The organism is Rhodobacteraceae bacterium LMO-JJ12 (assembly GCA_021555075.1).
GTDB lineage: Bacteria > Pseudomonadota > Alphaproteobacteria > Rhodobacterales > Rhodobacteraceae > JAKGBX01.
Genome location: JAKGBX010000002.1, coordinates 649,547 through 674,834, shown reverse-complemented (window position 1 = coordinate 674,834; position 25,288 = coordinate 649,547). Strand labels below are relative to the sequence as shown.

The window sequence follows — 25,288 nt, the reverse complement described above, 5'->3', positions numbered from 1 at the left end:
CACCCGTCTGTCGTCAATGCAATATGCGCAACAAGAACAGGGTGATCGACGGGAACGCGATCAGGATGATCACGCGCACGATATCCGAGGCGACGAAATACATCACCGCACGATAGGTCTCGACCATCGGCGTGGTGCGATCCATCGAGTTGATGACAAACAGGTTCATCCCCACCGGCGGCGTGATCAGCCCGACCTCGACAACGATCAGAACAATGATCCCGAACCAGATCGCGGTCTCTTCCAGCGTCATCCCGAAATCAAGCTGGCTGATGATCGGAAAGAAGATCGGAATGGTCAGCAGGATCATGCTCAAGCTGTCCATGACACACCCAAACACAAGATAAAGCGACAGGATAATCGCCAAAATCACCCAAGGCGAATAGCCCAGCGCGCTAACGAATTCGGCTAATTCCTGCGGCACCTGGGTGAGCGCCAGAAAGCCATTGTAAAACGCCGCGCCCAACACGATGAAAAAGATCATCGCGGTTGAGCGACCAGTTGCGAGAAAACTCTCGATGATCGTCACGCGGCGCAACCCACCGTTGAGGAAGGCAATCAGCCCGGTACCAAACGCGCCCACCGCCGCACCTTCCGTCGGTGTGAACCAGCCAAGGTAAATCCCCCCGACCACCAGAAAGAACACCAGCAGAACAGGCCAAACATCAACCAGCGCTCGAAACCGTTCGGAATAAGGTATCGGTTCGCGCGTACCCGCCGCATCGGGATGGATCCGCACATAGATCGAAATCGTGATGATATACCCGATTGCCGCCAGAAGGCCGGGAATGAACGCCGCCAGAAACAGCTTGGCGATGTTCTGCTCGGTCAGAATGGCATAGATCACCAAAATCACACTCGGCGGAATCAAAATCCCCAGCGTGCCGCCCGCCGCCAAGGTCGCGGTCGAAAAGCCCCCGGAATAGCCATAGCGGCGCAGCTCAGGAAGAGCGACCTGACTCATCGTGGCCGCCGTCGCCAGCGACGATCCGCAGATCGAGCCAAAGCCCGCACAAGCGCCAACCGCTGCCATGGCAACCCCGCCGCGCCGATGCCCCAGCCAACTCTCGGCCGCCTTGAACAGCGCGGTACTCATACCGCCCAGCGTTGCAAAATGCCCCATCAAAAGAAACATCGGCACAATCGACAGCGAATAAGACGAAAACGTCGTATAGGTTTCGGACTTCAGACGCGACAGCGCCATGTTCCACCCACCCGTCACCAGATAAAGCCCGAACAGCCCCACCAAAAACATCGCAAGCCCAATCGGCACGCGTAGAAAAATCAGCATCAAAAGCACAGGGAACGAAGTCAACCCGATCTCAAAATTGGTCAATGGTCTACCTCCGCCGCCGACACGATTGTGCGCATGGTGAAAAATTCGATGATCCGCACAACAGCCATATAGACCCCGACAATTGCCGCCAGAACAGCGGCAACAAGGCTGACCGCATAGGCCCACCAGATCGGAAACTGCAACAGGAAGGTCGTCTCGTTATAACTCATCTTCGACATCATGCCCTCATAGAGCCGCCAAGCGATCAGAACCAGAACAGCCGCGAAAATGAACTCGACAACCATCTGAATGAGCCGGTTCGCCCGTTTGGGAAATCGAGAGGTGAAAATATCGACCGAGGCATGCCCGGCAGTGATCTGACACAGCGGCAGGAAGGCAAAAATGGCGAAAGCAATACCCGCCTCGACCAGTTCATAGTCCCCCTGAACCGGGCCAATCCCCGTGGCCAGAAGCGTCTCGGCCAGACCTTGCATCGATCCCTGCATCATATCGGAATGCAAAAACGTATTGATCCCTCGGCCCAGCACCGACACGCATGTCAGGATCACCAGAAACGACAGAACTATTCCGCCCAAGATTGCCATGAATCGCGCCAGAAACAGCATCGTTCGATGTAGCTGCACGTTCTTCCTCCCCTTATTTTGCCCCCGACCCAGCGGATGCATCGCTTGTCAATTGCACGGGCCGCAAGGTAAATGCCTTGCGGCCCGTTCTATCATCAGCCCAAAACGCCCTGACGCCTCAGAAGCCGTTTTTCCTGACGGCTAGGCTCACTTGGCCTCATAAGCTTGCATCAGCGCACGCGCCTCGTCGATCATTGCCTGACCGTCGATGCCCTTGTCCGCCACATCCGCGATCCACTGATCATAAATCGGCTTGGCAATTGCGTCCCATTCTTTCGCGTCTTCGGCTGTAACGGTAACGATATTGTTGCCCCGGTCCACAGCGATTTTGCGCGCCGGTGCATCCATGTCCTGCATTACACCACCCGCAAAGATCGAGAATTCGAGGCCCGAGTTGTCGTCGATCACCTTTTTCAGATCATCAGGCAGGCTCTCATATTTCGCTTTGTTCATCGCCATGACAAAGGTCATGTCATAGATCGCCGCGCCATCAAATTCCGTGTGGTTGCCGACCAGTTCCGACACTTTCAGAGCCGCCGTAACTTCCCACGGAATCGTCGTGCCATCCAGCACACCTTTGGACAGCCCTTCGGGAACCGCCGTGACCGGCATGCCGATCGGTGTCGCCCCCAGAGTTTCCAGAAGCTGGTTCACCAACCGCGACCCGCCGCGAATCTTCATACCATTCAGGTCAGACGGCTTTGCCACCGGCTCTTTGGTGTGCAGCATACCGGGGCCATGCACCCAGGCCCCCAAAATCTTCAGATCTTTGAAGTCTGTGTCTTTCATATGCTCTTCGAACATCTGCCAATAGGCCGAAGACGCGGCGCGCGCATCGCTGACCATGAAGGGCAGTTCAAAAACTTCGGTGCGGGGGAAGCGGCCCGGCGTGAACCCGTTCACCGACCACACGATATCAACCGCGCCATCAATCGCCTGGTCAATCAGCTCGGGCGGCTTGCCCCCCAGCGCCATCGCGCCAAAACGGTCGATCTTGATGCGGCCTTCGCTGTCTTTCTCGACCTTGTCGGCCCACACATCCAGAACCAGCTTGGGCACGTTTGCCTGCGGCGGCAGGAATTGGTGCATCTTCAATGTCACCTCCTGCGCCATCGCGGCCATGCCGCTGGCCGCTACAATCGCCACAGCGGCAGCGCCGCGCAGAAAGTTTCTCGTAATCGTCATGTCAGTTCCTCCCATTTTTACAATATGACCCTTTGGCACTATGCCTCAGGTCTCGAAATCCGGCTGCTGTGCCGGATGCGCCCGCTCAAACGCGGGCAAAGACCCCGCACGGGCATAAATCTCACTCACCAACGGCAGATGGCTGATATCCACATTAAAGCGCTCTGCCGAAAAAACCTGTGGTATCAAACAGATATCCGCCAACCCCGGCTGCTCCCCGTAACAAAACGGTGTTTGGTCCTCACGCTCGGCCAACAGCTTCTCACAGGCCTCAAGCCCATCGCCCAACCACCGGTTAAGCCACGCGCTTGTCCCCTCCTGACCCACTCCCATCTCGGCGGCCAGATACTTCAATACCCGCAGGTTTTGCAGCGGATGGATCTCGCACGCGATTACCTGGGCAAACGCACGTTCCCGCGCCCGCGTCAGCGGATCACGCGACAAAAGCGGCACCGCCGGATAGGTCTCATCCAGCCATTCGATAATCGCCAGCGATTGGATCAGCCGCGCCCCGGTGTCGGTTTCCAACGTTGGAACCAACATTTGCGGATTAAGTGCGCTATACGCCTCGCCCTGCTGCTCCCCAGACTTGAGGTGCACCGGCTCAAAGTCATAATCCAATTGCTTGAGATTGAACGCAATCCGACAGCGATACGCCGATGAGCTTCGAAAATAGCCGTAAAACCGCATCCGGTATCGCCTCCCAAGTTTCCCCGTTTCACCGCTCCACGCTTCTGTCAAACTCGCTCCCGACAGCGGTGTGGATTTCGGCTCATACATATAGATACATTTGCAACCGTCAAATCATTAACACGATAAGGATATTTATTTCTACAAAAATCGACTCCCGACGGTAAATATAAACCGACCGGACGGTCGCCGACTGAAAGCAGGCCTTGATCACATCGCAATAATTGCATATGTAACCTAAGAACCAGAGAATCCCGGGGAATCCACCATGCGTATCGTGCTCATTTCCGCCCTGATCGGCCTCATGTTGCCGCTCACCGGCGCCGCCAACGCCCAAGACGTCGCCACAACGGCCACAATCACACAATGGAAGGCGGTGTTCGGTAAAATCGAAGCTCGAAATACCGTCCCGGCCCGTGCGCGACTCGGTGGTACACTTACCAAAATCGATGTGTCGGAAGGCTCTGACGTGTCCGAGGGCCAACAGATCGCCACGATTTACGATGCCAAACTCGCGCTTGAACTCGGCGCGGTCGAGGCCCAGATCGGCGCGCTGCAATCCCAACTCGACAATGCCCAAACCGAACTGACCCGCGGCGAAGACCTGCTTGAGCGCGGCGTCACCACCAAACAGCGCCTCGACGCTCTGCGCACACAAGTCGACGTTCTGAAAAATCAGATCGTCGCGACAGGTGCCGAGAAACAGGTGATCGAACAACGCGCCGCCGAAGGTGCCGTTCTGGCGCCGATTTCGGGCCGCGTTCTTTCGGTCCCGGTCACACCCGGTTCGGTCGTCATGCCGGGCGAAGTGGTGGCAATGATCGGCGGCGGCGGCTTCTTCTTGCGCCTCGCCGTGCCTGAACGCCATGCCGCCTTCCTGCGCGAGGGCGATGAAATCCAGATCGGCGAAGACGGTAAAAATCTGACCGGCAAACTCGCCAAGGTCTATCCGCTAATCGAAAACGGCCGCGTCATCGCCGATGTCGACGTCGGCGACCTCGCCGCCGGCTTCGTCGATGCCCGCGTGCTGGTGCGCTTGCCGGTCGGTCAGACAAGCGCCCTCCTTATCCCCGCCAATCTGGTGGCCACCCGCATGGGCCTCGATTTCGTCAGCGTGAAACAGGGCAACTCATCTGTGCTGCGCGCCATCGTCCCCGGCGAACGGCACGTTATCGAAGGCCGCCCCATGGTCGAGGTGCTTTCCGGCCTGCGCGAGGGCGAAGTGCTGCTGCCCCCGTCCGAACCCGCCTACACCCCCACCAAGGACGCAGGCCATGACTGACACCTCCAAGACGCCTGCACCCTCGGCACCCAAGCTCGGCATCGCAGGCGCGCTCACCCGCAGTTTCATCCGCTCACCACTCACGCCGCTGATGATTCTCGCCGCGCTCGCGGTGGGTCTTGTCGCACTTGGGGCGCTCCCGCGCGAGGAAGAGCCGCAAATTTCCGTGCCGATGGTCGACGTCCACATTCAGGCCCCCGGCCTGCGCGCCGAAGACGCCGTCAAACTGGTGACTGAACCGATGGAAACCATCGTGCAGGGCATCAACGCGGTGGAACACATCTATTCCAACACCATGGACGATTACGCCATGGTCACCGCCCGTTTTCTCGTCGGCACGCCCTCCGATACCGCCATCCTGCGCGTGCACGACAAGGTGCGCGCCAATATGGATCGCATCCCGGTCGGCATCGCCGAACCCCTGATCGTCGGGCGCGGCATTGATGACGTGGCCATCGTCGCGCTCACCCTCTCGGGCAAACCCGGCGAAACCGCCGTCACCGCCAATGACATCACCCGCATCATGCGTGAATTGCAGGTCGAAGTGGCCAAGATCGACGATGTCGGCCTCACCTATCTGGTAGGCGACAGCCCCGAAGCGATCCGCATCGCCCCCGACCCTGAACGCCTCGCGCTTTATGGCATCACGCTTCAACAGTTGGCAGGCAAGGTTCAGATGGCGAACAAGGCGTTCTCCACCGGCTTTATCCGTGATGGCGGCGAACAAATCGCGCTGGTCGCGGGCGAAACCCTTCAGGCCCCGGCCCAGATCGGCAACCTGCTGCTCACCTCGCGTGACAACCGCCCGGTCTATGTGCGCGACGTCGCCGATGTCTCCTACGTGCCCGACACCTCCGACAAGATGGTCGCCAACGTAATCCGCGATGGCGACGGCAACATCCATCGCACCCCCGCCGTGACGCTCGCCATCGCCAAACGCGCCGGCGCCAACGCCGTCGTCGTCTCCGAACAGATCCTCACCCGGATCGAGGCCCTCTCGCCCAAATTCATCCCCGATACGATGGCTTTGGAAATCACCCGCAACTATGGCGAAACCGCAGATGAAAAAGCCAACGAACTGCTGTTTCACCTCGGCCTCGCCACCGTCTCGATTGTCGCTTTGGTGATGATCGCCATCGGCTGGCGCGAATCCCTCGTGGTGGCCGTGGTCATCCCCGTCACCATCCTGCTCACGCTGTTTTCCGCGTGGATCATGGGCTACACCCTCAACCGCGTCTCGCTCTTCGCGCTGATCTTCTCCATCGGCATCCTGGTCGATGACGCCATCGTGGTAATCGAAAACATCGCCCGCCACTGGGCCATGCCCGACAAGGCCGACCGCGTCACCAAAGCCGTCCGCGCCGTCGCCGAAGTCGGCAATCCTACCATCGTCGCCACCCTCACCGTGGTCGCCGCCCTTCTGCCGATGCTCTTCGTGTCGGGCCTGATGGGCCCCTACATGTCGCCGATCCCGGCCAACGCCTCGGCGGCAATGATTTTCTCATTCTTCGTCGCGGTGATGATCACGCCTTGGCTGATGCTGAAATTCTCCGGCTCCGCCGATATGTCCGCTCATGCCGAAGGCGAAGGCGGCCATCACGGCGGCGTTCTGGGGCGCGTCTATGCCGCCGTCGCCCGCCCGATCCTCAAAACCAAAACCGGCGCGCTCACCTTCCTTTTGCTCACCGTCGTCGCCTCCTTCGGCTCGCTCGGCCTGCTCTATACCAAGGACGTGACGGTCAAACTCTTGCCGTTCGATAACAAATCCGAGCTCTCGGTGGTTATCGACCTGCCCGAAGGTGCCTCCGTCGAAGATACCGACACCGTGGCCCAGGCCGTCGCCGTCGCCGTGCTGGACCTCCCCGAGGTCATCTCGACCCAGACGCACGCGGCCTCCGCCGCGCCGTTCAACTTCAACGGTCTCGTGCGCCACTATTATCAGCGCAGCCAGCCGCACCAGGGCGACGTGCAAATCAACCTCGCCGCCAAACACCACCGCGAGCGTACTTCCCATGATATCGCGCTTGATATCCGCGAACGCATCCTCGCGCTCGATGTGCCCCCCGGCACCACATTGAAAACGGTCGAGCCGCCTCCCGGCCCGCCGGTCATGGCAACCCTACTGGCCGAAATCTACGGCCCCGATGCCGACACCCGTCGCGCCGTCGCAACCAAGGTGCGCGCCGCGTTCAATGCCGTGCCCTATATCGTCGATACCGATGACAGCTTCGGTATTCAGCCACGCCGCCTGCGCGCCACTATCTCAACGGATCAGCTCGAATTCCATTCAGTGCAGGAGACGGACGTGTTCGACACGCTTGCCATCCTCAATGGTGGCGCAACAGTGGGCTATTCACATCGCGAGAACGGCCGCCGCCCGATCCCGATCGAGGTCGCGCGCGACAAATCCGATCGTGTGGTCGATGAACGCTTCCTCTCCACGCCCATTCCCGCCAACGTCCTGCCCGGCGCGCGCGGCGTGGTCGAACTTGGCGACGTGATCGAGTTTGCCGAAGAACGCGCCTCTTTCCCGATCTATCGCCACAATGGCCGCTACACCGAAATGGTCATGGCCGAACTTGCAGGCGAATTCGAAGCGCCGCTCTACGGCATGCTCGCCGTCGCCGATGAGATCGACAAGATGGATTGGCCGAACGACACCAAACCCACCATCCGCCTCAATGGCCAGCCCGAAGATGACACCGCCATCACCCTGCTTTGGGATGGCGAATGGGAGGTCACATGGATCACCTTCCGCGACATGGGCGCGGCCTTTGCAGTGGCCCTTCTGGGCATCTACATCCTCGTCGTGGCGCAATTCGGCAGCTTCCGCCTACCGCTGGTGATCCTCACCCCGATCCCGCTCACCTTCCTCGGCATCATGGCCGGGCATTGGTGGCTCGGCGCGCCCTTCTCGGCCACCTCGATGATCGGCTTCATCGCGCTTGCGGGCATCATCGTGCGCAACTCGATCCTGCTGGTCGATTTCATCCGCCATGAGGGTAGCCCCGACACACCGCTGATCGAAACCCTCATTGCCGCCGGCTCGATCCGCTTCAAGCCGATCCTGCTCACCGCCATCGCCGCCATGATCGGCGCGGTGGTCATCCTGGCCGACCCGATCTTCCAGGGCCTCGCGATCTCGCTCTTGTTCGGCCTGCTCAGCTCTACCCTGCTGACGGTGCTGGTGATCCCCGCAATCTACCGCGTGTTCAAAACCTGATCACGCGCCCGGCTAATCAAAAGGCCCCCCGGTGTCATATCCGGGGGGCCTTTTTCATTTCAAAGCAAAACGATCCCTCAACAGGCAGCCACCGCCCGCCGTGTCATCACCCCGACCAGATGCGCGCGGTATTCCGCGCTGCCATGCAGGTCAGACATCATGCCATCCGCACCCGGCGCCATCCCGTCCAGCGCCCCAGCCGAGAAATCGCCGTTCAAAGCCGCCTCGGCTTCGCCCCAGCGAAACACGCCATCATTCCCGGCCCCGGTCACCGCAACACACACGCCACTCGCGGTTTTGGCCACACAAACCCCAACCAGAGCAAAGCGCGACGCAGGTTGCTCGAACTTCTGATAACTCGCCGCCGCGGGCTTGGGAAATTTCACCGCCGTTATGATCTCGCCTTCGTCCAGCGCGGTCTCGAACATGCCGATGAAATAATCATCCGCCGCGATCTCGCGCTTGTCGGTGACAATCACGGCCCCCATCGCCAAGGCCGCCGCCGGATAACAGGCCGCCGGATCATTATTGGCCAGTGACCCGCCAATCGTGCCGCGATTGCGCACCGCCGGATCACCAATATTGCCCGCCAGCGCCGACAGTGCCGCAATACTGCCATCGCGCGCCACATCCGCGTGGCACGTTGCGCCCCCGATCACCAAGGTGTCCCCCTCCTGCGAAATCCCCTTCAGCGCGTCAATCGCACCAAGCGAAACAATCTTCGACGGGCTCGCCAATCGCTGCTTCAACGTCGGGATAAGGGTCTGCCCCCCGCCCAGCGCCACCGCGTCCTCGTCTTTCAGCGCCGCCACCGCATCCGAAACACTGCCAGGGCGCTCAAAACCAAATGCATACATTTTTTCTTTCCTCCCGAAGCGATCCGCCTAAAACGCCCGCCCCTTCATCTTGCCAGAAATATCCCGGGGAGCGCGAGGGGCTGGCCCCTCGCACCCGCCCTCTCATCTCATCCCTGCATCGCCGCCCAGACCCGCGACGGCGACACCGGCATATCCACATGGTCGACCTTGTGACCACCCGATTGCAGCGCATCAATCACCGCATTGACCACCGATGGCGGCGAGGCAATCGCCCCCGCCTCGCCACAGCCCTTCACGCCCAATGGGTTGTGCGTGCAAGGCGTCTGGCTCGAATGATCCACCGTATAGAACGGCACGTCATCGGCCCGCGGCATGGCATAATCCATATAGGATGCGCTCAAGAGCTGGCCCTCGTCGTCATAGACACAGTTTTCAAGCAACGCCTGCCCGATCCCCTGACCAATTCCGCCATGCACCTGGCCGTCGACAATCATCGGGTTGACGATATTGCCGAAATCATCCGCCGCGCTGAACCGCTCGATGGTCACCTTGCCGGTCTCCGGGTCCACTTCGACCTCACAGGCATAGGCGCCCGCCGGATAGGTAAAGTTGGCCGGGTCGTAAAACGCGGTCTCTTCCAACCCCGGTTCGATATCCTCCAACGGATAGTTGTGCGGCACATAGGCGGTCAGGGTCACATCGCCCCACGCCACTGACTTATCGGTGCCCGCCACGGTGAACTGTCCGTCCTTCAACTCGATATCGGCTTCACTGGCCTCCATCAGGTGGGCCGCGATCTTCTTGGCCTTGTTGATCACCTTCTCGGTTGCCTTCACCATCGCCGAACCACAAACCGCCAATGACCGCGACCCATAAGTGCCCATGCCAAACGGAATCTTGGATGTATCGCCATGCACGATTTCGACCTGGCTTTCATCAATCCCGATCATGTCGGCCACCACTTGGGGAAAGGCGGTCTCATGCCCCTGCCCGTGGCTATGCGCCCCGACCATCACGGAAATCGACCCGGTGGCATTCACCCGCACCGTCGCCGCATCATAAAGCCCGGCGCGCGCGCCCAGCATGCCAACGATATTTGACGGCGCAATGCCACAGGCCTCGATATAGCAGTTCACACCAAGCCCGCGCAGCTTGCCCTTCTTCTCACTCTCGGCGCGCCTTGCGGCAAACCCGGCCAGATCGGCAGCCTTTTCCAGAACATCCATCGTCCCGTTGTAATCCCCGGTATCATAGGTCAGCGCCACAGGCGTGTCATAGGGGAACTCGGTGATGAAATTCTGCCGCCTGAGCTTGATCGGATCAACACCAAGCTCTCGCGCTGCCATGTCGATCACCCGCTCCAACTGGAACGTCGCTTCGGGCCGTCCGGCCCCACGATAGGCATCCACCGGCACGGTATTGGTAAACACCGCCTTCACATTCACCTGAATAACTGGCGTCTTGTAGTTGCCGGCCATCAAGGTGCCGTGCAGCCATGTCGGCACCGAAGATGCAAAGGTGCTCAGATAGGCCCCCATATTCGCCATCGTATTGGTGCGCAGCGCGGTAAAGTTGTTGTCCTTGTCCAGCGCCAATTCGATCTTGGTCACATGGTCGCGCCCATGCGCGTCCGACATGAACGCCTCCGAGCGGCTCGCGGTCCATTTCACCGGCCGGTTGCAGGCCTTGGCGGCAAAGGTGCAAAACGCCTCTTCCGCGTAATGGAAAATCTTGGTGCCAAAACCGCCGCCGACATCCGGCGCCACAACACGCACCTTATGCTCGGGCAGACCCAGCACAAAGGCACACATCAACAACCGGATCACATGCGGGTTCTGCGAGGTGGTATAAAGCGTGTAATCGCCCGTGCCGCGGCTATATTCCGCCGCCGCCACGCGCGGCTCCATCGGGTTCGCCACCAGCCGATTGTTGCGCAATTCCAGCGTGGTCACATGCGCCGCATCGGCAAACGCCTTGTCCACCGCGCCGTCGTCGGTCTCGCCCAACACCCAGTCATAACAAAGGTTCGACGTGAGATCGTCATGCACCTTGGGGCTGCCATCACCCAAAGCGCGGCCCATATCGACCACCGCCGGCAATTCTTCGATATCAAGCTCGATCGCCTCGGCGGCATCACGCGCCTGCTCAAGGGTATCGGCCACCACGGCGGCAATCGGATCGCCCACATGGCGCACCTTGCCCTGCGCCAGAATCGGATGCGGCGGCTCCTGCATCACTTCGCCGTTGCGGTCTGTCACCTGCCAGCCACAAGGGATACCGCCGACCCCTTCAAAGTCCTTGCCGGTAAAGACCTTCACGACCCCCGGCATGCCTTCTGCCGCGCTGGTATCAACGGACTTGAGCAAACCATGCGCCACATCCGAGCGCAGGAAATGCACATAGGCCTGTCCGTGAATATTGATATCGTCTGTATAATTGCCAGAGCCGGTCAGAAACCGGTTGTCCTCGCGCCGCTTCGGGCTGGCGCCAATGCCATGATCTTTGGGCATGTAAATTCCTCCCTTAGTAGTGCGTGAAATCACGCACCTACGGTATATTGTTCTTACTCAGCCGCGATAGCGCTCACATCCTGCCCGGACGCCGCCATGATCGCCTTGACGATGTTGTGATAACCGGTGCAGCGGCAGATATTGCCGCTCAGATAGTTGCGCACCTCCGCCTCGCTCGGCTTGGGGTTCTCCTTGAGCAGAGCTGCCGTCGACATCACCATGCCCGGCGTGCAGAAACCGCATTGCAGCCCGTGATGCTCGCGAAACGCCGCTTGAATGGTGTTGAGCGTGCCATCCTCTTCCGCCTGCCCCTCAATCGTGGCCACCTCGGCGCCCTCGGCCTCCATCGCCAGCATGTTGCAGCTTTTCACCGCCTCGCCGTTGACATGCACGACGCAAGCGCCGCATTGCCCGGTGTCACAGCCCACATGCGTGCCGGTAAGGCCCAGCTCCTCACGCAGGAAACTGACAAGCAGCGTGCGCCCCTCGGCCTCTCCCGATACTTGCCTGCCATTCACCGTCATTGATAGTTTGGTCATGCGCTCCTCCCTTGAACGTCAATCTGTTGGGACTGGGCAATTTCACCTCAGCCCTTGAATACCTTTTTGAACCAGCCCTTTGGCTTTTCGGCCTCGGCCTCGTCTGCGACCTCAGGCTCTTCGCCCGGCCCTTCCACGGCTTCCTGAAAGCGGTCGAAAAACTGGTCCGCCATCTTGCGCGCAAAACTGTCGATGATGCGACTTCCCAGCTGGGCAAGCTTGCCGCCCACCTTGGCATCAACGTCATAAATCAACGCCGTGCCGCCATCCTCGCCATCTTCCAGCCGCACATCCGCGCTGCCCTTGGCAAAGCCCGCGGCACCGCCCTTGCCCTCACCACTCAGCGTCAGGCTCTCGCCCTCGATCCGATCCGACAAGGTAACGACGCCCTTGAACGTGGCCTTTACCGGGCCAACCTTTTGCACCACCACCGCCTCGAATCCCTCGTCGGCGCTGCCGGACAGCTCCTGGCACCCCGGCACACATTCCTTCAGAACCTCTGGTGAAAGCAGCGCCGCCCAGACGGTGGCACGATCCGCAGCAATCTGTCGCGTTGCTTCAAGCTTCATGGGTCCTCCCGAACCGATCTATTTCTGTCGTCCGCCCCTCCCCGGGGCCACGGTGCAACTTGACCGCGACTCAAATGCTAGTCGATGAAATCGTTTCGGTCTATGCGGTTATCCCGAGTTTCTTCACGAACGCATCACCCTTCCGCGCGCGACCCCGCTCAATCCCTCGCAAAACAAGACGTCCGGCCCTAAAACGCAAAACGCCCGCTCTTTACGAGCGGGCGTTCGCGGATCCCTGCGGATCGAATTCTGCGAGTGCGGCCTTAGCGGCGCAGACCCAGACGTTTGATCAGGTCCGTATAACGGGCCTCTTCCTTGGCTTTCAGGTAATCCAGCAGCTTACGACGCGTGGCAACCATCACCAGAAGACCACGACGACCGTGGTTGTCTTTCTTGTGGATCTTGAAATGCTCGGTCAGCGTGGCAATACGCGAGCTCAGAATCGCAACCTGCACTTCGGGCGAACCGGTGTCGCCTTCCTTGGTTGCGAATTCCTTCATGATTCTGGCTTTTTCTTCAGCAGTAATCGACATCGGGGTCTCCTTCAGATCAAAGGGTTAAGGGCGCAAGCCGGGATGTCGTCCAGCAGGGTCCTGTGGGAGAACTTCCAGGAAACCCCGGAAGATGCGCGCGTATAGAAGAAATCCCCGTGAAAGAAAAGCGAAATCGCCAACCCTGGCCTGCTAGGCCGCATTGCCCAGAAGCGCGCCTGCCGCCGATTGCGCCACCAATTGAATATCGCTCAGCGCCAACGCCCCGCCATCCATCACCGACAGAACAATTTCACCATTCAACAACACATGGGTCAACTCATCGTCCAGAGCATCCATCGCGATGCTCAACTCGTATTCGGCATCTGGCACTGAATCGTCATAAAGCACCACCAGTGTGTCTTCTTCGATGTCAAAATCGGACATTTGCGCGACAAAGTCCGGCGCCCATTCGCTGACAAAGATCGAATCCGCGCCGCCGCCCCCATTCACGATATCACCGGCTCCCGCGAAGATCGCATCATCGCCGCCGCCACCGTTGAGAAAATCCTGCGCGTCTTCGCCGTCGCCATCCCCCGTGCCGATCACCACATCGTTGCCCCAACCGCCAAAAAGCGTATCGCGCCCCTCACCACCACTCAGCGTATCATCCCCCAGATAGCCGTGCAGCGCATCATTACCGGCCTCGCCGATCAACACATCGTCGCCATCCCCCGCTTCCAGCGTATCATCACCCGCACCGCCGCGCAGAAGGTCGTCACCGATATGCCCGAACAGATGGTCCGCACCATCATCCCCGTCCAGCGTGTCATCGCCCAACTCGCCGTGCAGCGTGTCATCACCTTCCTCACCGCGCAGAAAATCATCGCCGAACGCGCCGCGCAGATGATCGTCACCACCGCCGCCGTCGACCGTATCGTCGCCCGCACCTCCAGTGATCAGATCAGCGCCTTCACCTCCGCCCTGCGCGCCGTCCGGCGTCTCATCTTGGCCGCCATCCTGCGCATCGCTTTCGATCATCTTGCCAAGATCGATCAACTCACCATCCGGGCCATCGCCGCTGCCGCTGCCGTTGCCGGAATCGCCCTGCGACTCATCCTCGGGCGCCCCATCGACACCACCATCCATGCCTACAAAAACAGTGGCCCCAACCAGAGCCATACCCATCAAACCCGCAAGAAACAGCATCGTTACAACTCCGACGAAACGCCCGAGTCATTCTGTCCCCGACCTCCGGGTCGGTCAAATCCAATGTGGTAGGATGGTTAACACTGGGACAGCCCCGGATCGCTCTGCACCCTGCGCCGGATTTTGCAGCGCCATAGCGAAACTCTGCGCCATCAAAACCGCATTCCGCGCTATTCGGCGCCCTGGATTTCCTTGACCAACTGCGCCGCCCATTCCCCGATATAGGGCAGGAATTCGAACTGCGACAACCACCAGCCAAGCAGCGAAACCAATATCCCGCCCCCCAGAACCGAACCCAACCCAAAGGCCAGCCCTCGCGACAGCGAAAACATCATCATCCGCCAACGCGACCCGTGCAGCTTCATGAACCGATGCCCGTTCAGCCGCTCAACCTCGCGCGCCAACCGGTTGATCGCCTCAGTCTGGGCCGCAATCTCGCTTCCCTTGTCGTCCGTTTCATCCACGCTCAAAACCATCGCTCCGGCTGTTGGCTATAGGCAATATATAGCGGGTGTTTGGGGTGGCCAGCCTTGGTCAGCCCCAGATGAAACACCTCTCGCCCGGTCTCGCGCAACAGCCGTTCCACGTCTGCCCCCCGCTCCCGATGCGCGCCATGAGTGCCCCATCCGGCGATAATCTGATCCGCCCAGGGACAGCTCTCAATAATCGCCGCATCATTGCCCGGTCCCACCGGATCGGCGGCGGCGCGCATCTTTCTCGGGTCAGTATCGCGCCAGGCAAAGATATTGGTCACCCGGAAGGCCCCAAAGCCCAGCGCCCGCGCGCGCCGTTCGCAACGCTCCACCGTCGGATCGTTCTGCACCTCCGTCGCGGTCGACGGGTTCAGCATGATGAACAACGCCTTTCGCCCGCCCGCGTCCCAAATCCGGGTCAGTGAATAGCGATATGCCTCGCAAGCAGAATAGACGGCGGTCGAGGGCGCATCGCCCTTGGTATGGGTGCGGGTAATCATGCCTTGGTTTTGCCCCGCCACCGCACAAGGCGCAACCCGCCAAGTCACCGCGCCAGCGGCCAAGGACCGGCCTTCATCCCGCCAAGGCGCGCCAGATCACCCCGTCCGCCAGTCGAAAAACCCCGGCCCGCCCTGTTTCAGCAACCGCTCGGCCATCTCACGACCCATCTCGGCCCCATCCGCAATGGCACCCGTGGTTTCATCGCTTAGCCGCTCACTGCCATCGGGCCGCAGGATCTCGCCGCGCAGCCGCAGGCTCCCGCCTTCCAGCTCGGCCAGCCCGGCAATCGGCGTCTCGCACGAGCCATCCAACGCCGCCAGAAATGCCCGTTCCGCCGCCAGCCTCTCGCCGGTCTGACGGTCATGGATTGCCTCCAACAGCGCCGCAATACGCGAATCACTGCCCCGCCGCTCGATCCCGATCGCGCCCTGCGCCACGGCAGGCAGCATATCCTCGGTCTCGATCGGCGTCGCGGGCACATCCTCGCGCCCCAACCGCTTCAACCCGGCCATCGCCAGAAACGTGCCGCTTGCCACACCTTCATTCAGCTTGCGCAGACGGGTCTGCACATTGCCGCGAAATTCCACCAGCGTGAGGTCGGGCCGCACCACCTTCAACTGCGCACGTCGGCGCAGGCTCGAAGTGCCGACAACCGCGCCTTCCGGCAAATCGGCAATTGCGCCGTATTTCGGTGAAATGAACGCATCGCGCACATCTTCACGCGGCAGATAGCAATCCAGGAGCAACCCCTCGGGCTGATCCACCGGCATATCCTTCATGGAATGCACCGCGATATCAATGCCACCCGACAAAAGCTGCTCCTCGATCTCCTTGGTAAACAGCCCCTTGCCGCCAATCTCCTTCAAGGGCTTATCCTTGGCAATCAACGCGGCATCGTCGCCGCTGGTCTTGATCACCACGATCTCGAACGCCTCGGGCGGCAGCTCAAACGCCACCCCCAGCCGCCTGCGCGTCTCATGTGCCTGAGCAAGCGCCAGAGGCGATCCTCTGGTGCCGATTTTCAGGGGCGAAGCGGGCGTGGGCAATTCATATGTCATATCCCCGCTTTAGTGCCCCGCCGCACGGGTTTCAAGACAGTTGCACGGCCCCTCCCGCGCCGCGCCTGCATCCGCTGCGCCACCACGCTCCGCTTTCATCTTTCCAGAAATACTCGAATGCCCGCCCGCCACGCTCCACAACACTGCGCTCTGCACACCAAGCCCCCGCCAGAGCGGTCCAGCGCCACATCCAGCCCTTGACATCCCGCCCCCGGAAAGAGACCACGGCACCGGGCAAATAAAGGATGCACGATATGGCCGAGCAGAAAAAACTCCTCCGCGCACTGGCAGGCGAAACCCTGCCCACCCCGCCAATCTGGATGATGCGCCAGGCCGGGCGCTATCTGCCCGAATACCGCGCCACCCGCGCCCAGGCCGGCGATTTCCTGTCGCTCTGCTACAATCCCGATCTCGCCGCCGAGGTGACGCTACAACCGATCCGCCGCTTTGGTTTTGACGCGGCAATCCTCTTTGCCGACATCCTGCTGATCCCACAGGCGCTCGGCGCCGATCTGTGGTTCGTCACCGGCGAAGGCCCACGCCTCTCCACCATCACGACGCAATCCGACTTCGACGCGTTGAAACCCGCCTCTGACATCCACGACACCCTCGCCCCGATTTACGAAACGGTGAAGATCCTCGCCCGCGAACTGCCCTCCGAAACCGCCTTCATCGGCTTTGCAGGCGCGCCTTGGACTGTGGCGACCTATATGATCGCCGGGCGCGGCACCCCCGACCAAGGACCCGCCCACGCTCTCAAGGCGGAAAACCGAGCGCTCTTTGAAGCCCTCCTCGCCCGCATCACCGAAGCCACCATCGACTACCTCTCGTGCCAGATCGACGCCGGCGCCGAATGCGTCAAGCTGTTTGACAGTTGGGCAGGCTCGCTCAGCGGCGACGACTTCACCAAATACGCCCTCGAACCGGCCCGCGAGATCATCTCAGCCCTCAAAGCCCGCCACCCCGGCATCCCCGTCATCGCCTTCCCGCGCGAAGCCAAGGACGGCTACATCGGTTTCGCCCATGCCACGGGTGCCGATTGCGTCGCGCTCGACAATTCCATCTCACCCGAATGGGCGGCGGCCAACATCCAGAAAGACGGCTGCGTCCAAGGCAACCTTGCCCCGACGCATATGGTCACCGGTGGCCAGGCCCTGATTGATGAGACCCGCCACATCGTCGAGGTCTTCAAGAACGGCCCGCATATCTTCAACCTTGGCCACGGCATCACGCCCGACGCCGACCCCGAGAACGTGCAACTGATGATCGACACGGTGCGCTCTGCCTGAACGCGCCCAGCCTTCTTCCACCGCCACAACCTAAAAGGCGCGCCGCAATCCGCGACGCGCCTGTCTTTTTACCCGAAGGTTCGAGAGGTCCGAAGGCTTACTTCACTTCACCGGTCGGACGCGGCGTGCTGGCCGTCTCGGCGGGCAGGATCGGATAGACCACCTCTGGCACCGCCCCGGTCAGACTCCCCAGAAACGCCACCAATTGATCCGCTTCTGCATCGCTCAGGTCTTCGCCCAACTGGCTCTCACCCATGATCTGCACGGCAGTTTTCAGATCCCACACCAGACCCGAATGGAAATAGGGCGCGGTCTGATCAATGTTGCGCAGCGGCGACGCCCGGAAGACATACTCATCATCCGCCGTTTCGGTCACGGCATAACGCCCCTTGTCACCCACAGGCAGAATATCCGCCCCCGGCTTTTCGATCAGCCCAAACGGATAATACCCGTTACCGCCAAAATTCACGCCGTTGTGGCACGACGAACAGCCCTTATCCATGAACAGCTGCAATCCGGCCAACTGATCCGCATTCATGGCATTGTCATCGCCGTTCAACCACGTATCAAACGGCGCGGGTGTGATCAGCGTCGCCTCATAGGCCTCAATCGCCTTGGCGAAATTGTCAAAGCTCACCGGATCTTCCTCCTCGGGGAAGGACTCCTTGAACCAGGTCACATAGTCCGGCATCGAGTTCAGCGTCGCCACCACATTTTCCGGCGTATTGGCCATTTCGACCCCGGCCTGCACCGGCCCCTTGGCCTGCTCCGCAAGGTCGGCGGCCCGCCCGTCCCAGAACTGCGCCTCGTTGAAGACCGAGTTCAGAACCGTGGGCGAATTCCGCGGCCCCTTCTGCCAGCCATGGCCGATCGAGGTCGGCATGTTGTCATCGCCACCAGTGGCAAGGTTGTGGCACGAGTTGCACGAGAACACGCCAGACGCACTCATCCGCGGATCAAAGAACAGAGCCTTGCCCAGATCGATCTTGGCCGGGGTGATCGGGTTGTCCTTCAACGCCGGAATGGTCGAGGGCAGAGCCGCAAATATATCCTTGGCCTCATCACGCAGCTCGTTCGCGCTGGCAGCACCGACAAGTGCAAGGGTCACGGCAGTGGTGGTTAACAATCGAAACTTGGCCATGATCTTATGGCTCCTTTCAGTCTTCACAATCATCTTCGTTTGACACATCTACTGTGCGGCCTCATTCCTAGCAAAATCAGCTGCCGTCAGCCCTGATTTAGATCAGTTTTAATGTGCGTTTTATTGAATGTTTTCAGAAATTTACGCCGCGTTATGCCCGCTCTGAGTCTTCGCTCATGTATGAGGCGATCAACCGACCAAAGCGGTTCGACCTAAACCTGAGACCGGATTAAGTTGAACCGCAGCGCAACACATCAATGATATGGGCGTTTCAGGACAAACTCATGTGTCAGATTTTTCTCGAAACGCCTAAAATTTGACCGCCTTGAATTTAGCAGGCCGTAGATTCTGGTTTTCTTCTGGCTGGCCATTCGGGCAACACCCGACGTCCATCGCTTCTTGCACCAGCCAATCGCGAAACGCCTTGATAAGCGGTTCCTCCTGCCGCTTGGCACTGCAGGCGGCGGAATAGATGGTGAAAGACGCTATGCTAGTCTCAAAGGGCATGACCAACCGCCCATCGGCAACCGTGTCATGCACGATGGCATCATACGCCAGCGCAACCCCCAATCCGGCTTCTGCCGCAGTGGTGGCGTATTCACAATTGGGATAGGTCGGCCCATCTGTTTCGCTTGGATCGGCGATACCCGCCGACAGAAACCACGCTTGCCACATATCGTCTGTTTCGTCCTTGAAAAGCGGTACACGCAACAGATCGCTGGGATGCGCAATGCTTTCGCGTTTGACAAACTCCGGCGCGGCAACCGGGCTTCGCGACGATTTGAGGAATGGAACAACGTCAATCCCGGATGCCGGAGCCGTCCGCCATTGAATCACCACATCAGCGTCGTTCGCCGTGAAATCAATCGAAGGCGCGCGCTCGGCTATGCGAAGGCGAACCGCCTGCGCAAAAGCAAAACGCGAAAGCCGCGGGATAAGCCAGCGTGCGGCAAATCCCGGCGTGGCGAGCACCCGAAGCCGATCCTGGCGTCCGGCGCTGGCCTGCTCCGTGCTGGTCGAAAGGTTGTCGAGCAAATCCGTAAGCTTACCGGCATAGGCCATCCCGGTTTTCGACAGCGCGACCCGATTGCCATCCCGATGAAAAAGCGAAGTTGCAAGATAGTCTTCCAAGGCGCGGATCTGATGCGATACAGCCGAGGGCGAAAGGCATAACTCATCAGCGGCGGATTTAAAGCTGAGATGACGCGCCGCGGCCTCAAATGCGCGTATTGCCGAGAAGGGGGGCAAATGCCGTCTTCGCGGCGATGAATTATTTTCAACCTTCAATGAAAAACGCCCTTTTGTCTCCGCCGCCCCCCTCCAGCTAGCCTTGGTTCATCACGGACACTTGGACAGGAGGGAACGCAATGCCAACCTTCGCACGCACGGCTCTCGGGGCGGTCACATGTCTATACTTTATCATTATAGCGCTCTGCGCGCCAGCAAACGCAGCGCCGATAGATGATCTCGTTGAGGATCTGGAGCAATGGATTGGTGCCAACACGCAATTCGTGCGTCCCAATAAGCGGCCCGAAATCCGCATGGTCGATGCGGCGCAGCTTCATGATGAAACGGACAGCTCCATGAAAATCGGAAACCGAACAAGAGGTGTTTACGAGCCGGAACCCGCGACAATATTACTGGCGAGGCCATGGCAGATTTCTCGCCCCGTCGATCAATCCATCCTGTTGCACGAATTGGTCCACCACTGGCAATCAACGGCTCACTATTACTGTCCCGCCGCACAAGAACTGGCGGCCTACAAGTTGCAGGAAAAGTGGTTGGCCGAGCAGAAATTGACACTCGATGTGAACTGGGTCGCCATCATTCTGGCGTCCTCCTGTCACCCGCGTGACATCCACCCCGATTAAACCGTCGCCCCTGCCCCCAATGCGCCAGCCTGCCATGCTCCACCGGACGCTGCATTAACCTTAACGCGCGTTAATATATTCAGGAAATCGATGTCATACGCTTTACAGCCGGGCGACAGCCGCAGATCACCCCCGGTAAAGCCCACCGCACGGTGCCGCTAACCCCTCAACGCCGACAGGCCCAGCCCGGGGCTCTCAAAGCCACCATCTGCCGCCCGCACCCGCGCCACCATCGCGTCCACTTCTTTGGGCGCGCTGATATCACAAAACACCGGCAAGACACTCTCAAGCTCACCCGCTGCTTTCTCCAGTTCCGGCCCTTCACGATCAACCGTCGCCAGCCCAACCCCCGCGCCGCCCCCGTCACGATCGCCGTCTACTTGCTTCACCCCTGCTTCATCTTGCCCAAAATATCCCGGGGAGCGCGAGGGGCTGGCCCCTCGCCCCGCCCTGCAAGCCTTTACAATGCTTTGAAATTTAAACCCATTTCGCCAACGGCGGCAGACTCATCAACACTGCATTGGCGTCATGCCCGGTCTCCAGACCAAACTTGGTTCCCCGATCATAAACCAGGTTATACTCGGCATAGAGCCCGCGATGAATCAGCTGTTTTTCCTTGTCGCTCTCATCCCAATCCATCCCCATCCGCCGCTCGGTCAGCGGCAAGAACGCCGGCAAGAACGCCCGGCCGACATCCTGGATAAAAGCAAAATCCGCCTCCCAATCCCCGGTATTGTGATCATCCAGAAATATGCCGCCAACGCCGCGCGCCCGCCCGCGGTGGGGGATGTAGAAATATTCATCCGCCCAATCCCTGAGACGTGGATAAAGGCTTTCATCATGCCGGTCACAATGGGCCTTCTGAACGGCATGAAAATGCGCTGTATCCTCATCATACTCGATGCAGGGATTGAGGTCAGATCCCCCGCCAAACCACCACCCATGCGGTGTCCAGAACATCCGCGTATTCATATGCACCGCCGGGCTGTGCGGGTTCTGCATATGCGCCACAAGGCTGATACCGCTGGCCCAGAAGCGCGGGTCTTTTTGCATGCCTGGCAAGCCCTTACGTGCCGCCATCGCCGCCTGCGCCCGCGCGCCCAATCGGCCATAAACGGTGGAAACATTCACACCGATCTTCTCAAAAACACGCCCCCCCCGCATCACGCTCATCAACCCGCCGCCCGCGTCCGACCCGTCCTCGCTGGCGCGGCGGGTCTCGCTCACCTCAAAGCGCCCCGGCGCCATACCCGCCACCGGACCATCAGACAGCTTGTCCTCGATCCCCTCGAACGCCGCCACGATCTCGTCTCGCAAGCTGCGAAACCACGCGCTTGCGCGGGCTTTCTCGTCCTGCATCTCATCTGTCATCTGGAAACCCTTTCAGAGCGCCAATCAATGTGCCAGTCAATGCGCCGGGGCCGTCACCGGATCAAGCAACGTGCGCCCGCCATCCACCGTCAGAACCTGCCCGGTCATGAAACCCGACCCTTCCGAGGCCAGGAACTGCGCCGTCTCGCCCAACTCACTTGCGCTGGCAATCCGGCGCAATGGCGTGCCTGCTTCGATCACGGCGCGAAAATCGGGATGCGCCTTCAGCCGCTCCTGCATCGACGCACTCATCACCGATCCCATAGAGATCGCGTTTACCCGAATACGCTTGTCAGCCAGCGCCACAGCCAGCGAACGCGTCATCTGTTCCAATGCAGCGTTTGAAATCGACAACGCCATCAACTCTGGATGCGCCCGGCGCGACAGAATCGAGCTGAGGTTGATGATCGAGCCAACACCACCTTCTTTCTGATCTTCACCCTGCTTGATCATCCGCTTGGCCACCACCTGGCTAAGCCGCAGCGCCGTTATCAGGTTCTGCTGAAGCATCGCATCCACGGCATCATCATCGGGGTTGAGCGGGTCCGAACGCACCACTTGGCGCGAAGCGTTGACCAGAATATCGACACGCTCGAACGCGTCGATCGTCGCCGACAACAGGTTGGTTACGGATAGTTTCTCGCGCAAATCACCGGCAAACCACCGCACATGGCCATCATCTGCCACCGCGCCGACTTCGCGCTGCAACCCTTCTTCGTCCATGTCCGCAAACATCACGTTGGCGCCCTTGTCGGCAAAATGCCGGGCAATCGCCAAACCCACCCCATTGGCCGCCCCGGTAACAATGGCGGTTTTTCCGGCAATCGAAAGCGACATTGGCAGCCCCTGTTTGATTCTGTTGTGAGGTTAAAGCGTTCGGGTTTGGTTTGAAATACAACTTGAACTCGATACGCACGCAGCGCTCGTTCGCTACGGGTGATGCATCATGTTATCGTTCATCAACACGTTATTGAAACGATCCGACAGGCCTCAGCGCCGCTTGCGAACCGGGCGTGAAGCAGCAAAAATCTTGAACCGGCCATCGCCACCAATTTCACTGACTTCACGAAAACTGGCCGCTAAGGTCTGCTCATAGGGCAGATGTCGATTGGCCACCATAAGCAGCCGCCCAGCGGGCACAAGACAAGCCGCAGCGTTGCGGATAAACAACTGGCCCAGCTCAGGCGCGCCCTTGCGCCCCTCATGAAAGGGCGGGTTCATGACAATGACATCCAACGCCGCCTCGGGCTTCCAACGGGTCGCATCAGCCCAGTGAAACCGCGCCCGCGGATCGCTCACATTGACCTTGGCACATTCCAGAGCTGCGTGATCAGCCTCGACCAGATCAATCGTTTCAATTCCATCACGCTTGAGAAGTTCCGACGCCACATAACCCCAACCAGCCCCAAAATCCGCCAGCCTGCGGCCCAGCTTGTGTGGCAGGGCCTGCACCAGAAGCGCCGATCCGGGATCAATCGCATCTGCGGAAAACACCCCCGGCACGGTTAGAAAACCATCCTTGTTTTGTGTGCGCGCGCCCGATTGCGCCCAATCCTCAAAGCTGCTCTTCGCGGCCCGCACAACGAACGTCTTGCCATGCCCTTTGGAATAAGCCGGCGAACACTCTGCCCGCTGGCGCATCTCGCGATACAGGCTGTCGATGCCTTCGGTTTTCTGGCCGTCCACGATCACCTGGCCCGCCAGATCGACAGCCCGCGCCACCAAGGCGCGCGCCTCGCCCTTGGCCCGGGGAACAAACACCACGGCCAGCGCCGCGTCTTCGGGCGGTGTGACGGACACGTCGAACCCGGCGGAGTGAAGCGCATCCACATCCGGCTTCATCCGTGCCACCAGTTGCAAACGGTCCTGTGGCAACGCGCTCAGATCATGCTCTGCGGTCGCACCGAAAACGGCGATATCGCCAGCATCGGGCAGCTCGTATGCACCGCTTTCGAGGAATAAGGCCAGTCGGGAATTGCTCATGTGTATCCGGGCGCGCCGCGCCTCATTCTCTTTCCATGGTGCATTGCAGCGGATGCTGATGACGGCGGGCGGCATCCATTACCTGCGCCACCTTTGTCTCGGCGATCTCATGGCTGAACACGCCAACAACAGCAACGCCTTTCTTGTGCACCGTCAGCATGATCTCGAATGCCTGTGCGTGGTTCATCCCAAAGAATCGTTCCAGCACATGCACCACGAACTCCATCGGGGTGTAATCATCGTTCAGCAACAAGACCTTGTAGAGCGGCGGGCGCTTGGTCTTGGGGCGCGTCTCGACAACGATCGAGGTATCGCCCCCGTTTTCGTTATCCGCGTCACCGACCATGATATGCTCCAGCGTTTTCATTCTGTCCTGTTCAATTCGGTTTGGCACCTTCGAGCGATCTATATAACCTCTGAGCCATCCCAGAAAAGGGGGCGTTGATGCGCAGGAGGCCGCAATGGGGCAAAATCTGACCACGATCGGCTTTGATGCCGACGATACGCTCTGGCACAACGAGCGTTTCTTTCAGATCACCCAGGAGCGATTCGCCGGGCTTTTGAAGGATTACGTCGATACCGACCTTCTTTCCGCCCGACTTTTGGAGGCAGAACGGCGCAATCTCGGCCATTATGGCTTCGGGATCAAAGGTTTCATGCTGTCCATGATTGAAACCGCCCTCGAAGTCACCTCGGATCGTGTGTCCGGCTCTGTCATTCACGAGATCATCGCGGCCGGTCAGGACATGCTGCGCCATCCGATTGAGCTTCTGCCCCACGCCCGCGAAGCAATAGAGACGCTGGCAGCGGACTACACGCTGGTGCTGATCACCAAGGGCGACCTGCTCGATCAGGAGCGCAAACTGGCCCAATCCGGGCTGGGCGATCTATTCGACGCGGTTGAGATTGTATCGGAAAAATCCACCGAAACCTATCGCGCGGCGTTTACCCGCCACGGCAAGGGACCGCGTCAGGCAATGATGGTGGGCAATTCAATGCGCTCGGATGTGGTACCCGCAATCGAGGCCGGGGGCTGGGGAGTCTATGTGCCACACGGGCTGGAATGGGAGCTGGAGAAGGCCCCGGCGCCGATAAACTCGGCCCGCTTCGCCGAATTGGTCGATCTGGGCGAACTTCTCAGATTGATCGAAGCGATCGGGTGAGCCGCATGGTTTGCGCTGCGGTT

The 25,288-nt window shown here is 59.9% G+C and carries 25 protein-coding genes; 5 read left to right on the top strand and 20 right to left on the bottom strand.

The window, feature by feature from the left end:
• Positions 1-13 precede the first annotated feature (13 nt).
• From LZG00_15275 to maiA, 4 genes are all read right to left on the bottom strand, one after another.
• Complete coding sequence (locus LZG00_15275; protein ID MCF3595357.1) at positions 14-1,336, bottom strand: TRAP transporter large permease; 1,323 nt, start codon at positions 1,334-1,336, stop codon at positions 14-16.
• Positions 1,333-1,902: a TRAP transporter small permease gene (locus tag LZG00_15270; GenBank protein ID MCF3595356.1), complete on the bottom strand. Its 570-nt coding sequence runs from the start codon at positions 1,900-1,902 to the stop codon at positions 1,333-1,335. Before LZG00_15270 ends, LZG00_15275 begins: the two co-directional genes overlap by 4 nt.
• Positions 1,903-2,067: 165 nt before the next feature.
• Positions 2,068-3,105, bottom strand: a complete 1,038-nt coding sequence (locus tag LZG00_15265; protein MCF3595355.1) for a TRAP transporter substrate-binding protein — start codon at positions 3,103-3,105, stop codon at positions 2,068-2,070.
• Positions 3,106-3,150: 45 nt separating this feature from the next.
• Positions 3,151-3,795 (bottom strand): maleylacetoacetate isomerase, encoded by a 645-nt coding sequence (maiA, locus tag LZG00_15260; protein ID MCF3595354.1) that lies wholly within the window; start codon positions 3,793-3,795, stop codon positions 3,151-3,153.
• Between the two features lie 268 nt (positions 3,796-4,063).
• Between maiA and LZG00_15255 the strand changes: the two genes are divergently transcribed.
• Positions 4,064-5,077: an efflux RND transporter periplasmic adaptor subunit gene (locus LZG00_15255; protein ID MCF3595353.1), complete on the top strand. Its 1,014-nt coding sequence runs from the start codon at positions 4,064-4,066 to the stop codon at positions 5,075-5,077.
• On the top strand, positions 5,070-8,300 hold the full coding sequence (locus LZG00_15250; GenBank protein MCF3595352.1) for an efflux RND transporter permease subunit: 3,231 nt from the start codon (positions 5,070-5,072) through the stop codon (positions 8,298-8,300). The genes LZG00_15255 and LZG00_15250 overlap by 8 nt, the downstream gene beginning before the upstream one ends.
• Positions 8,301-8,377: 77 nt before the next feature.
• Here LZG00_15250 and LZG00_15245 read toward each other — a convergent pair whose 3' ends face one another.
• The 9 genes from LZG00_15245 to hemC form a co-directional block, all read right to left on the bottom strand.
• Positions 8,378-9,157: an FAD binding domain-containing protein gene (locus tag LZG00_15245; GenBank protein MCF3595351.1), complete on the bottom strand. Its 780-nt coding sequence runs from the start codon at positions 9,155-9,157 to the stop codon at positions 8,378-8,380.
• Between the two features lie 107 nt (positions 9,158-9,264).
• Positions 9,265-11,628: a xanthine dehydrogenase family protein molybdopterin-binding subunit gene (locus LZG00_15240; protein ID MCF3595350.1), complete on the bottom strand. Its 2,364-nt coding sequence runs from the start codon at positions 11,626-11,628 to the stop codon at positions 9,265-9,267.
• 53 nt (positions 11,629-11,681) lie between these two features.
• Positions 11,682-12,167 carry a (2Fe-2S)-binding protein gene (locus LZG00_15235; GenBank protein MCF3595349.1) on the bottom strand — a complete coding sequence of 162 codons (486 nt, stop codon included), beginning with the start codon at positions 12,165-12,167 and terminating at the stop codon, positions 11,682-11,684.
• A 47-nt stretch (positions 12,168-12,214) separates the two neighbouring features.
• Positions 12,215-12,736 carry a carbon monoxide dehydrogenase subunit G gene (locus LZG00_15230; protein MCF3595348.1) on the bottom strand — a complete coding sequence of 174 codons (522 nt, stop codon included), beginning with the start codon at positions 12,734-12,736 and terminating at the stop codon, positions 12,215-12,217.
• Positions 12,737-12,999: 263 nt separating this feature from the next.
• Positions 13,000-13,269, bottom strand: a complete 270-nt coding sequence (gene rpsO, locus LZG00_15225) for a 30S ribosomal protein S15 (GenBank protein MCF3595347.1) — start codon at positions 13,267-13,269, stop codon at positions 13,000-13,002.
• A gap of 150 nt (positions 13,270-13,419) precedes the next feature.
• Positions 13,420-14,415 carry a calcium-binding protein gene (locus LZG00_15220; protein MCF3595346.1) on the bottom strand — a complete coding sequence of 332 codons (996 nt, stop codon included), beginning with the start codon at positions 14,413-14,415 and terminating at the stop codon, positions 13,420-13,422.
• Between the two features lie 170 nt (positions 14,416-14,585).
• On the bottom strand, positions 14,586-14,879 hold the full coding sequence (locus LZG00_15215; protein MCF3595345.1) for a DUF5665 domain-containing protein: 294 nt from the start codon (positions 14,877-14,879) through the stop codon (positions 14,586-14,588).
• Between the two features lie 2 nt (positions 14,880-14,881).
• Positions 14,882-15,388, bottom strand: coding sequence for a DUF1643 domain-containing protein (locus LZG00_15210; protein ID MCF3595344.1), 507 nt, complete (start codon positions 15,386-15,388; stop codon positions 14,882-14,884).
• Between the two features lie 96 nt (positions 15,389-15,484).
• Positions 15,485-16,447: a hydroxymethylbilane synthase gene (hemC, locus tag LZG00_15205; GenBank protein MCF3595343.1), complete on the bottom strand. Its 963-nt coding sequence runs from the start codon at positions 16,445-16,447 to the stop codon at positions 15,485-15,487.
• A 254-nt stretch (positions 16,448-16,701) separates the two neighbouring features.
• Between hemC and hemE the strand changes: the two genes are divergently transcribed.
• Positions 16,702-17,736: a uroporphyrinogen decarboxylase gene (gene hemE, locus LZG00_15200; GenBank protein MCF3595342.1), complete on the top strand. Its 1,035-nt coding sequence runs from the start codon at positions 16,702-16,704 to the stop codon at positions 17,734-17,736.
• A 97-nt stretch (positions 17,737-17,833) separates the two neighbouring features.
• Here hemE and LZG00_15195 read toward each other — a convergent pair whose 3' ends face one another.
• Together LZG00_15195 and LZG00_15190 are read right to left on the bottom strand one after the other, a co-directional pair.
• Positions 17,834-18,877 (bottom strand): cytochrome-c peroxidase, encoded by a 1,044-nt coding sequence (locus LZG00_15195; GenBank protein MCF3595341.1) that lies wholly within the window; start codon positions 18,875-18,877, stop codon positions 17,834-17,836.
• 309 nt (positions 18,878-19,186) lie between these two features.
• Complete coding sequence (locus tag LZG00_15190) at positions 19,187-20,125, bottom strand: LysR substrate-binding domain-containing protein (protein ID MCF3595340.1); 939 nt, start codon at positions 20,123-20,125, stop codon at positions 19,187-19,189.
• Positions 20,126-20,244: 119 nt separating this feature from the next.
• Between LZG00_15190 and LZG00_15185 the strand changes: the two genes are divergently transcribed.
• On the top strand, positions 20,245-20,748 hold the full coding sequence (locus LZG00_15185) for a hypothetical protein (GenBank protein MCF3595339.1): 504 nt from the start codon (positions 20,245-20,247) through the stop codon (positions 20,746-20,748).
• A 158-nt stretch (positions 20,749-20,906) separates the two neighbouring features.
• Here the strand turns inward: LZG00_15185 and LZG00_15180 are convergent, their stop codons facing one another.
• The 5 genes from LZG00_15180 to clpS all read right to left on the bottom strand — a co-directional run bounded on the left by LZG00_15180 (position 20,907) and on the right by clpS (position 24,448).
• Positions 20,907-21,137 carry a hypothetical protein gene (locus LZG00_15180; GenBank protein MCF3595338.1) on the bottom strand — a complete coding sequence of 77 codons (231 nt, stop codon included), beginning with the start codon at positions 21,135-21,137 and terminating at the stop codon, positions 20,907-20,909.
• A gap of 88 nt (positions 21,138-21,225) precedes the next feature.
• Entirely contained in the window at positions 21,226-22,119 is an 894-nt protein-coding gene (gene hemF, locus LZG00_15175) for an oxygen-dependent coproporphyrinogen oxidase (protein ID MCF3595337.1), read from the bottom strand.
• A 36-nt stretch (positions 22,120-22,155) separates the two neighbouring features.
• A complete protein-coding gene (locus LZG00_15170; GenBank protein ID MCF3595336.1) occupies positions 22,156-22,956 on the bottom strand; it encodes an SDR family oxidoreductase in 801 nt (266 codons plus the stop codon).
• A 153-nt stretch (positions 22,957-23,109) separates the two neighbouring features.
• Positions 23,110-24,102, bottom strand: a complete 993-nt coding sequence (locus tag LZG00_15165) for a class I SAM-dependent methyltransferase (protein ID MCF3595335.1) — start codon at positions 24,100-24,102, stop codon at positions 23,110-23,112.
• A gap of 22 nt (positions 24,103-24,124) precedes the next feature.
• Positions 24,125-24,448: an ATP-dependent Clp protease adapter ClpS gene (clpS, locus tag LZG00_15160; GenBank protein MCF3595334.1), complete on the bottom strand. Its 324-nt coding sequence runs from the start codon at positions 24,446-24,448 to the stop codon at positions 24,125-24,127.
• A gap of 115 nt (positions 24,449-24,563) precedes the next feature.
• Here clpS and LZG00_15155 point away from each other — a divergent pair, with 115 nt between their 5' ends.
• A complete protein-coding gene (locus LZG00_15155; GenBank protein ID MCF3595333.1) occupies positions 24,564-25,265 on the top strand; it encodes an HAD family hydrolase in 702 nt (233 codons plus the stop codon).
• The last annotated feature ends 23 nt before the right edge of the window (positions 25,266-25,288 follow it).

Excerpts from the sequence above, each read along its gene's own strand:
- hemC (MCF3595343.1), bottom strand. The coding sequence starts at position 16,447 with ATGACATATGAATTGCCCACGCCCGCTTCGCCCCTGAAAATCGGCACC.
- clpS (MCF3595334.1), bottom strand. The coding sequence starts at position 24,448 with ATGGTCGGTGACGCGGATAACGAAAACGGGGGCGATACCTCGATCGTT.
- LZG00_15155 (MCF3595333.1), top strand. The coding sequence starts at position 24,564 with ATGGGGCAAAATCTGACCACGATCGGCTTTGATGCCGACGATACGCTC.
- LZG00_15255 (MCF3595353.1), top strand. The coding sequence starts at position 4,064 with ATGCGTATCGTGCTCATTTCCGCCCTGATCGGCCTCATGTTGCCGCTC.
- rpsO (MCF3595347.1), bottom strand. The coding sequence starts at position 13,269 with ATGTCGATTACTGCTGAAGAAAAAGCCAGAATCATGAAGGAATTCGCA.
- maiA (MCF3595354.1), bottom strand. The coding sequence starts at position 3,795 with ATGCGGTTTTACGGCTATTTTCGAAGCTCATCGGCGTATCGCTGTCGG.
- LZG00_15185 (MCF3595339.1), top strand. The coding sequence starts at position 20,245 with ATGCCAACCTTCGCACGCACGGCTCTCGGGGCGGTCACATGTCTATAC.
- LZG00_15250 (MCF3595352.1), top strand. The coding sequence starts at position 5,070 with ATGACTGACACCTCCAAGACGCCTGCACCCTCGGCACCCAAGCTCGGC.
- LZG00_15195 (MCF3595341.1), bottom strand. The coding sequence starts at position 18,877 with ATGGCCAAGTTTCGATTGTTAACCACCACTGCCGTGACCCTTGCACTT.
- hemF (MCF3595337.1), bottom strand. The coding sequence starts at position 22,119 with ATGACAGATGAGATGCAGGACGAGAAAGCCCGCGCAAGCGCGTGGTTT.
- LZG00_15210 (MCF3595344.1), bottom strand. The coding sequence starts at position 15,388 with ATGATTACCCGCACCCATACCAAGGGCGATGCGCCCTCGACCGCCGTC.
- LZG00_15165 (MCF3595335.1), bottom strand. The coding sequence starts at position 24,102 with ATGAGCAATTCCCGACTGGCCTTATTCCTCGAAAGCGGTGCATACGAG.
- LZG00_15245 (MCF3595351.1), bottom strand. The coding sequence starts at position 9,157 with ATGTATGCATTTGGTTTTGAGCGCCCTGGCAGTGTTTCGGATGCGGTG.
- LZG00_15235 (MCF3595349.1), bottom strand. The coding sequence starts at position 12,167 with ATGACCAAACTATCAATGACGGTGAATGGCAGGCAAGTATCGGGAGAG.
- LZG00_15230 (MCF3595348.1), bottom strand. The coding sequence starts at position 12,736 with ATGAAGCTTGAAGCAACGCGACAGATTGCTGCGGATCGTGCCACCGTC.
- LZG00_15220 (MCF3595346.1), bottom strand. The coding sequence starts at position 14,415 with ATGCTGTTTCTTGCGGGTTTGATGGGTATGGCTCTGGTTGGGGCCACT.
- LZG00_15270 (MCF3595356.1), bottom strand. The coding sequence starts at position 1,902 with ATGCTGTTTCTGGCGCGATTCATGGCAATCTTGGGCGGAATAGTTCTG.
- LZG00_15170 (MCF3595336.1), bottom strand. The coding sequence starts at position 22,956 with ATGTCGCTTTCGATTGCCGGAAAAACCGCCATTGTTACCGGGGCGGCC.
- LZG00_15240 (MCF3595350.1), bottom strand. The coding sequence starts at position 11,628 with ATGCCCAAAGATCATGGCATTGGCGCCAGCCCGAAGCGGCGCGAGGAC.
- LZG00_15265 (MCF3595355.1), bottom strand. The coding sequence starts at position 3,105 with ATGACGATTACGAGAAACTTTCTGCGCGGCGCTGCCGCTGTGGCGATT.
- hemE (MCF3595342.1), top strand. The coding sequence starts at position 16,702 with ATGGCCGAGCAGAAAAAACTCCTCCGCGCACTGGCAGGCGAAACCCTG.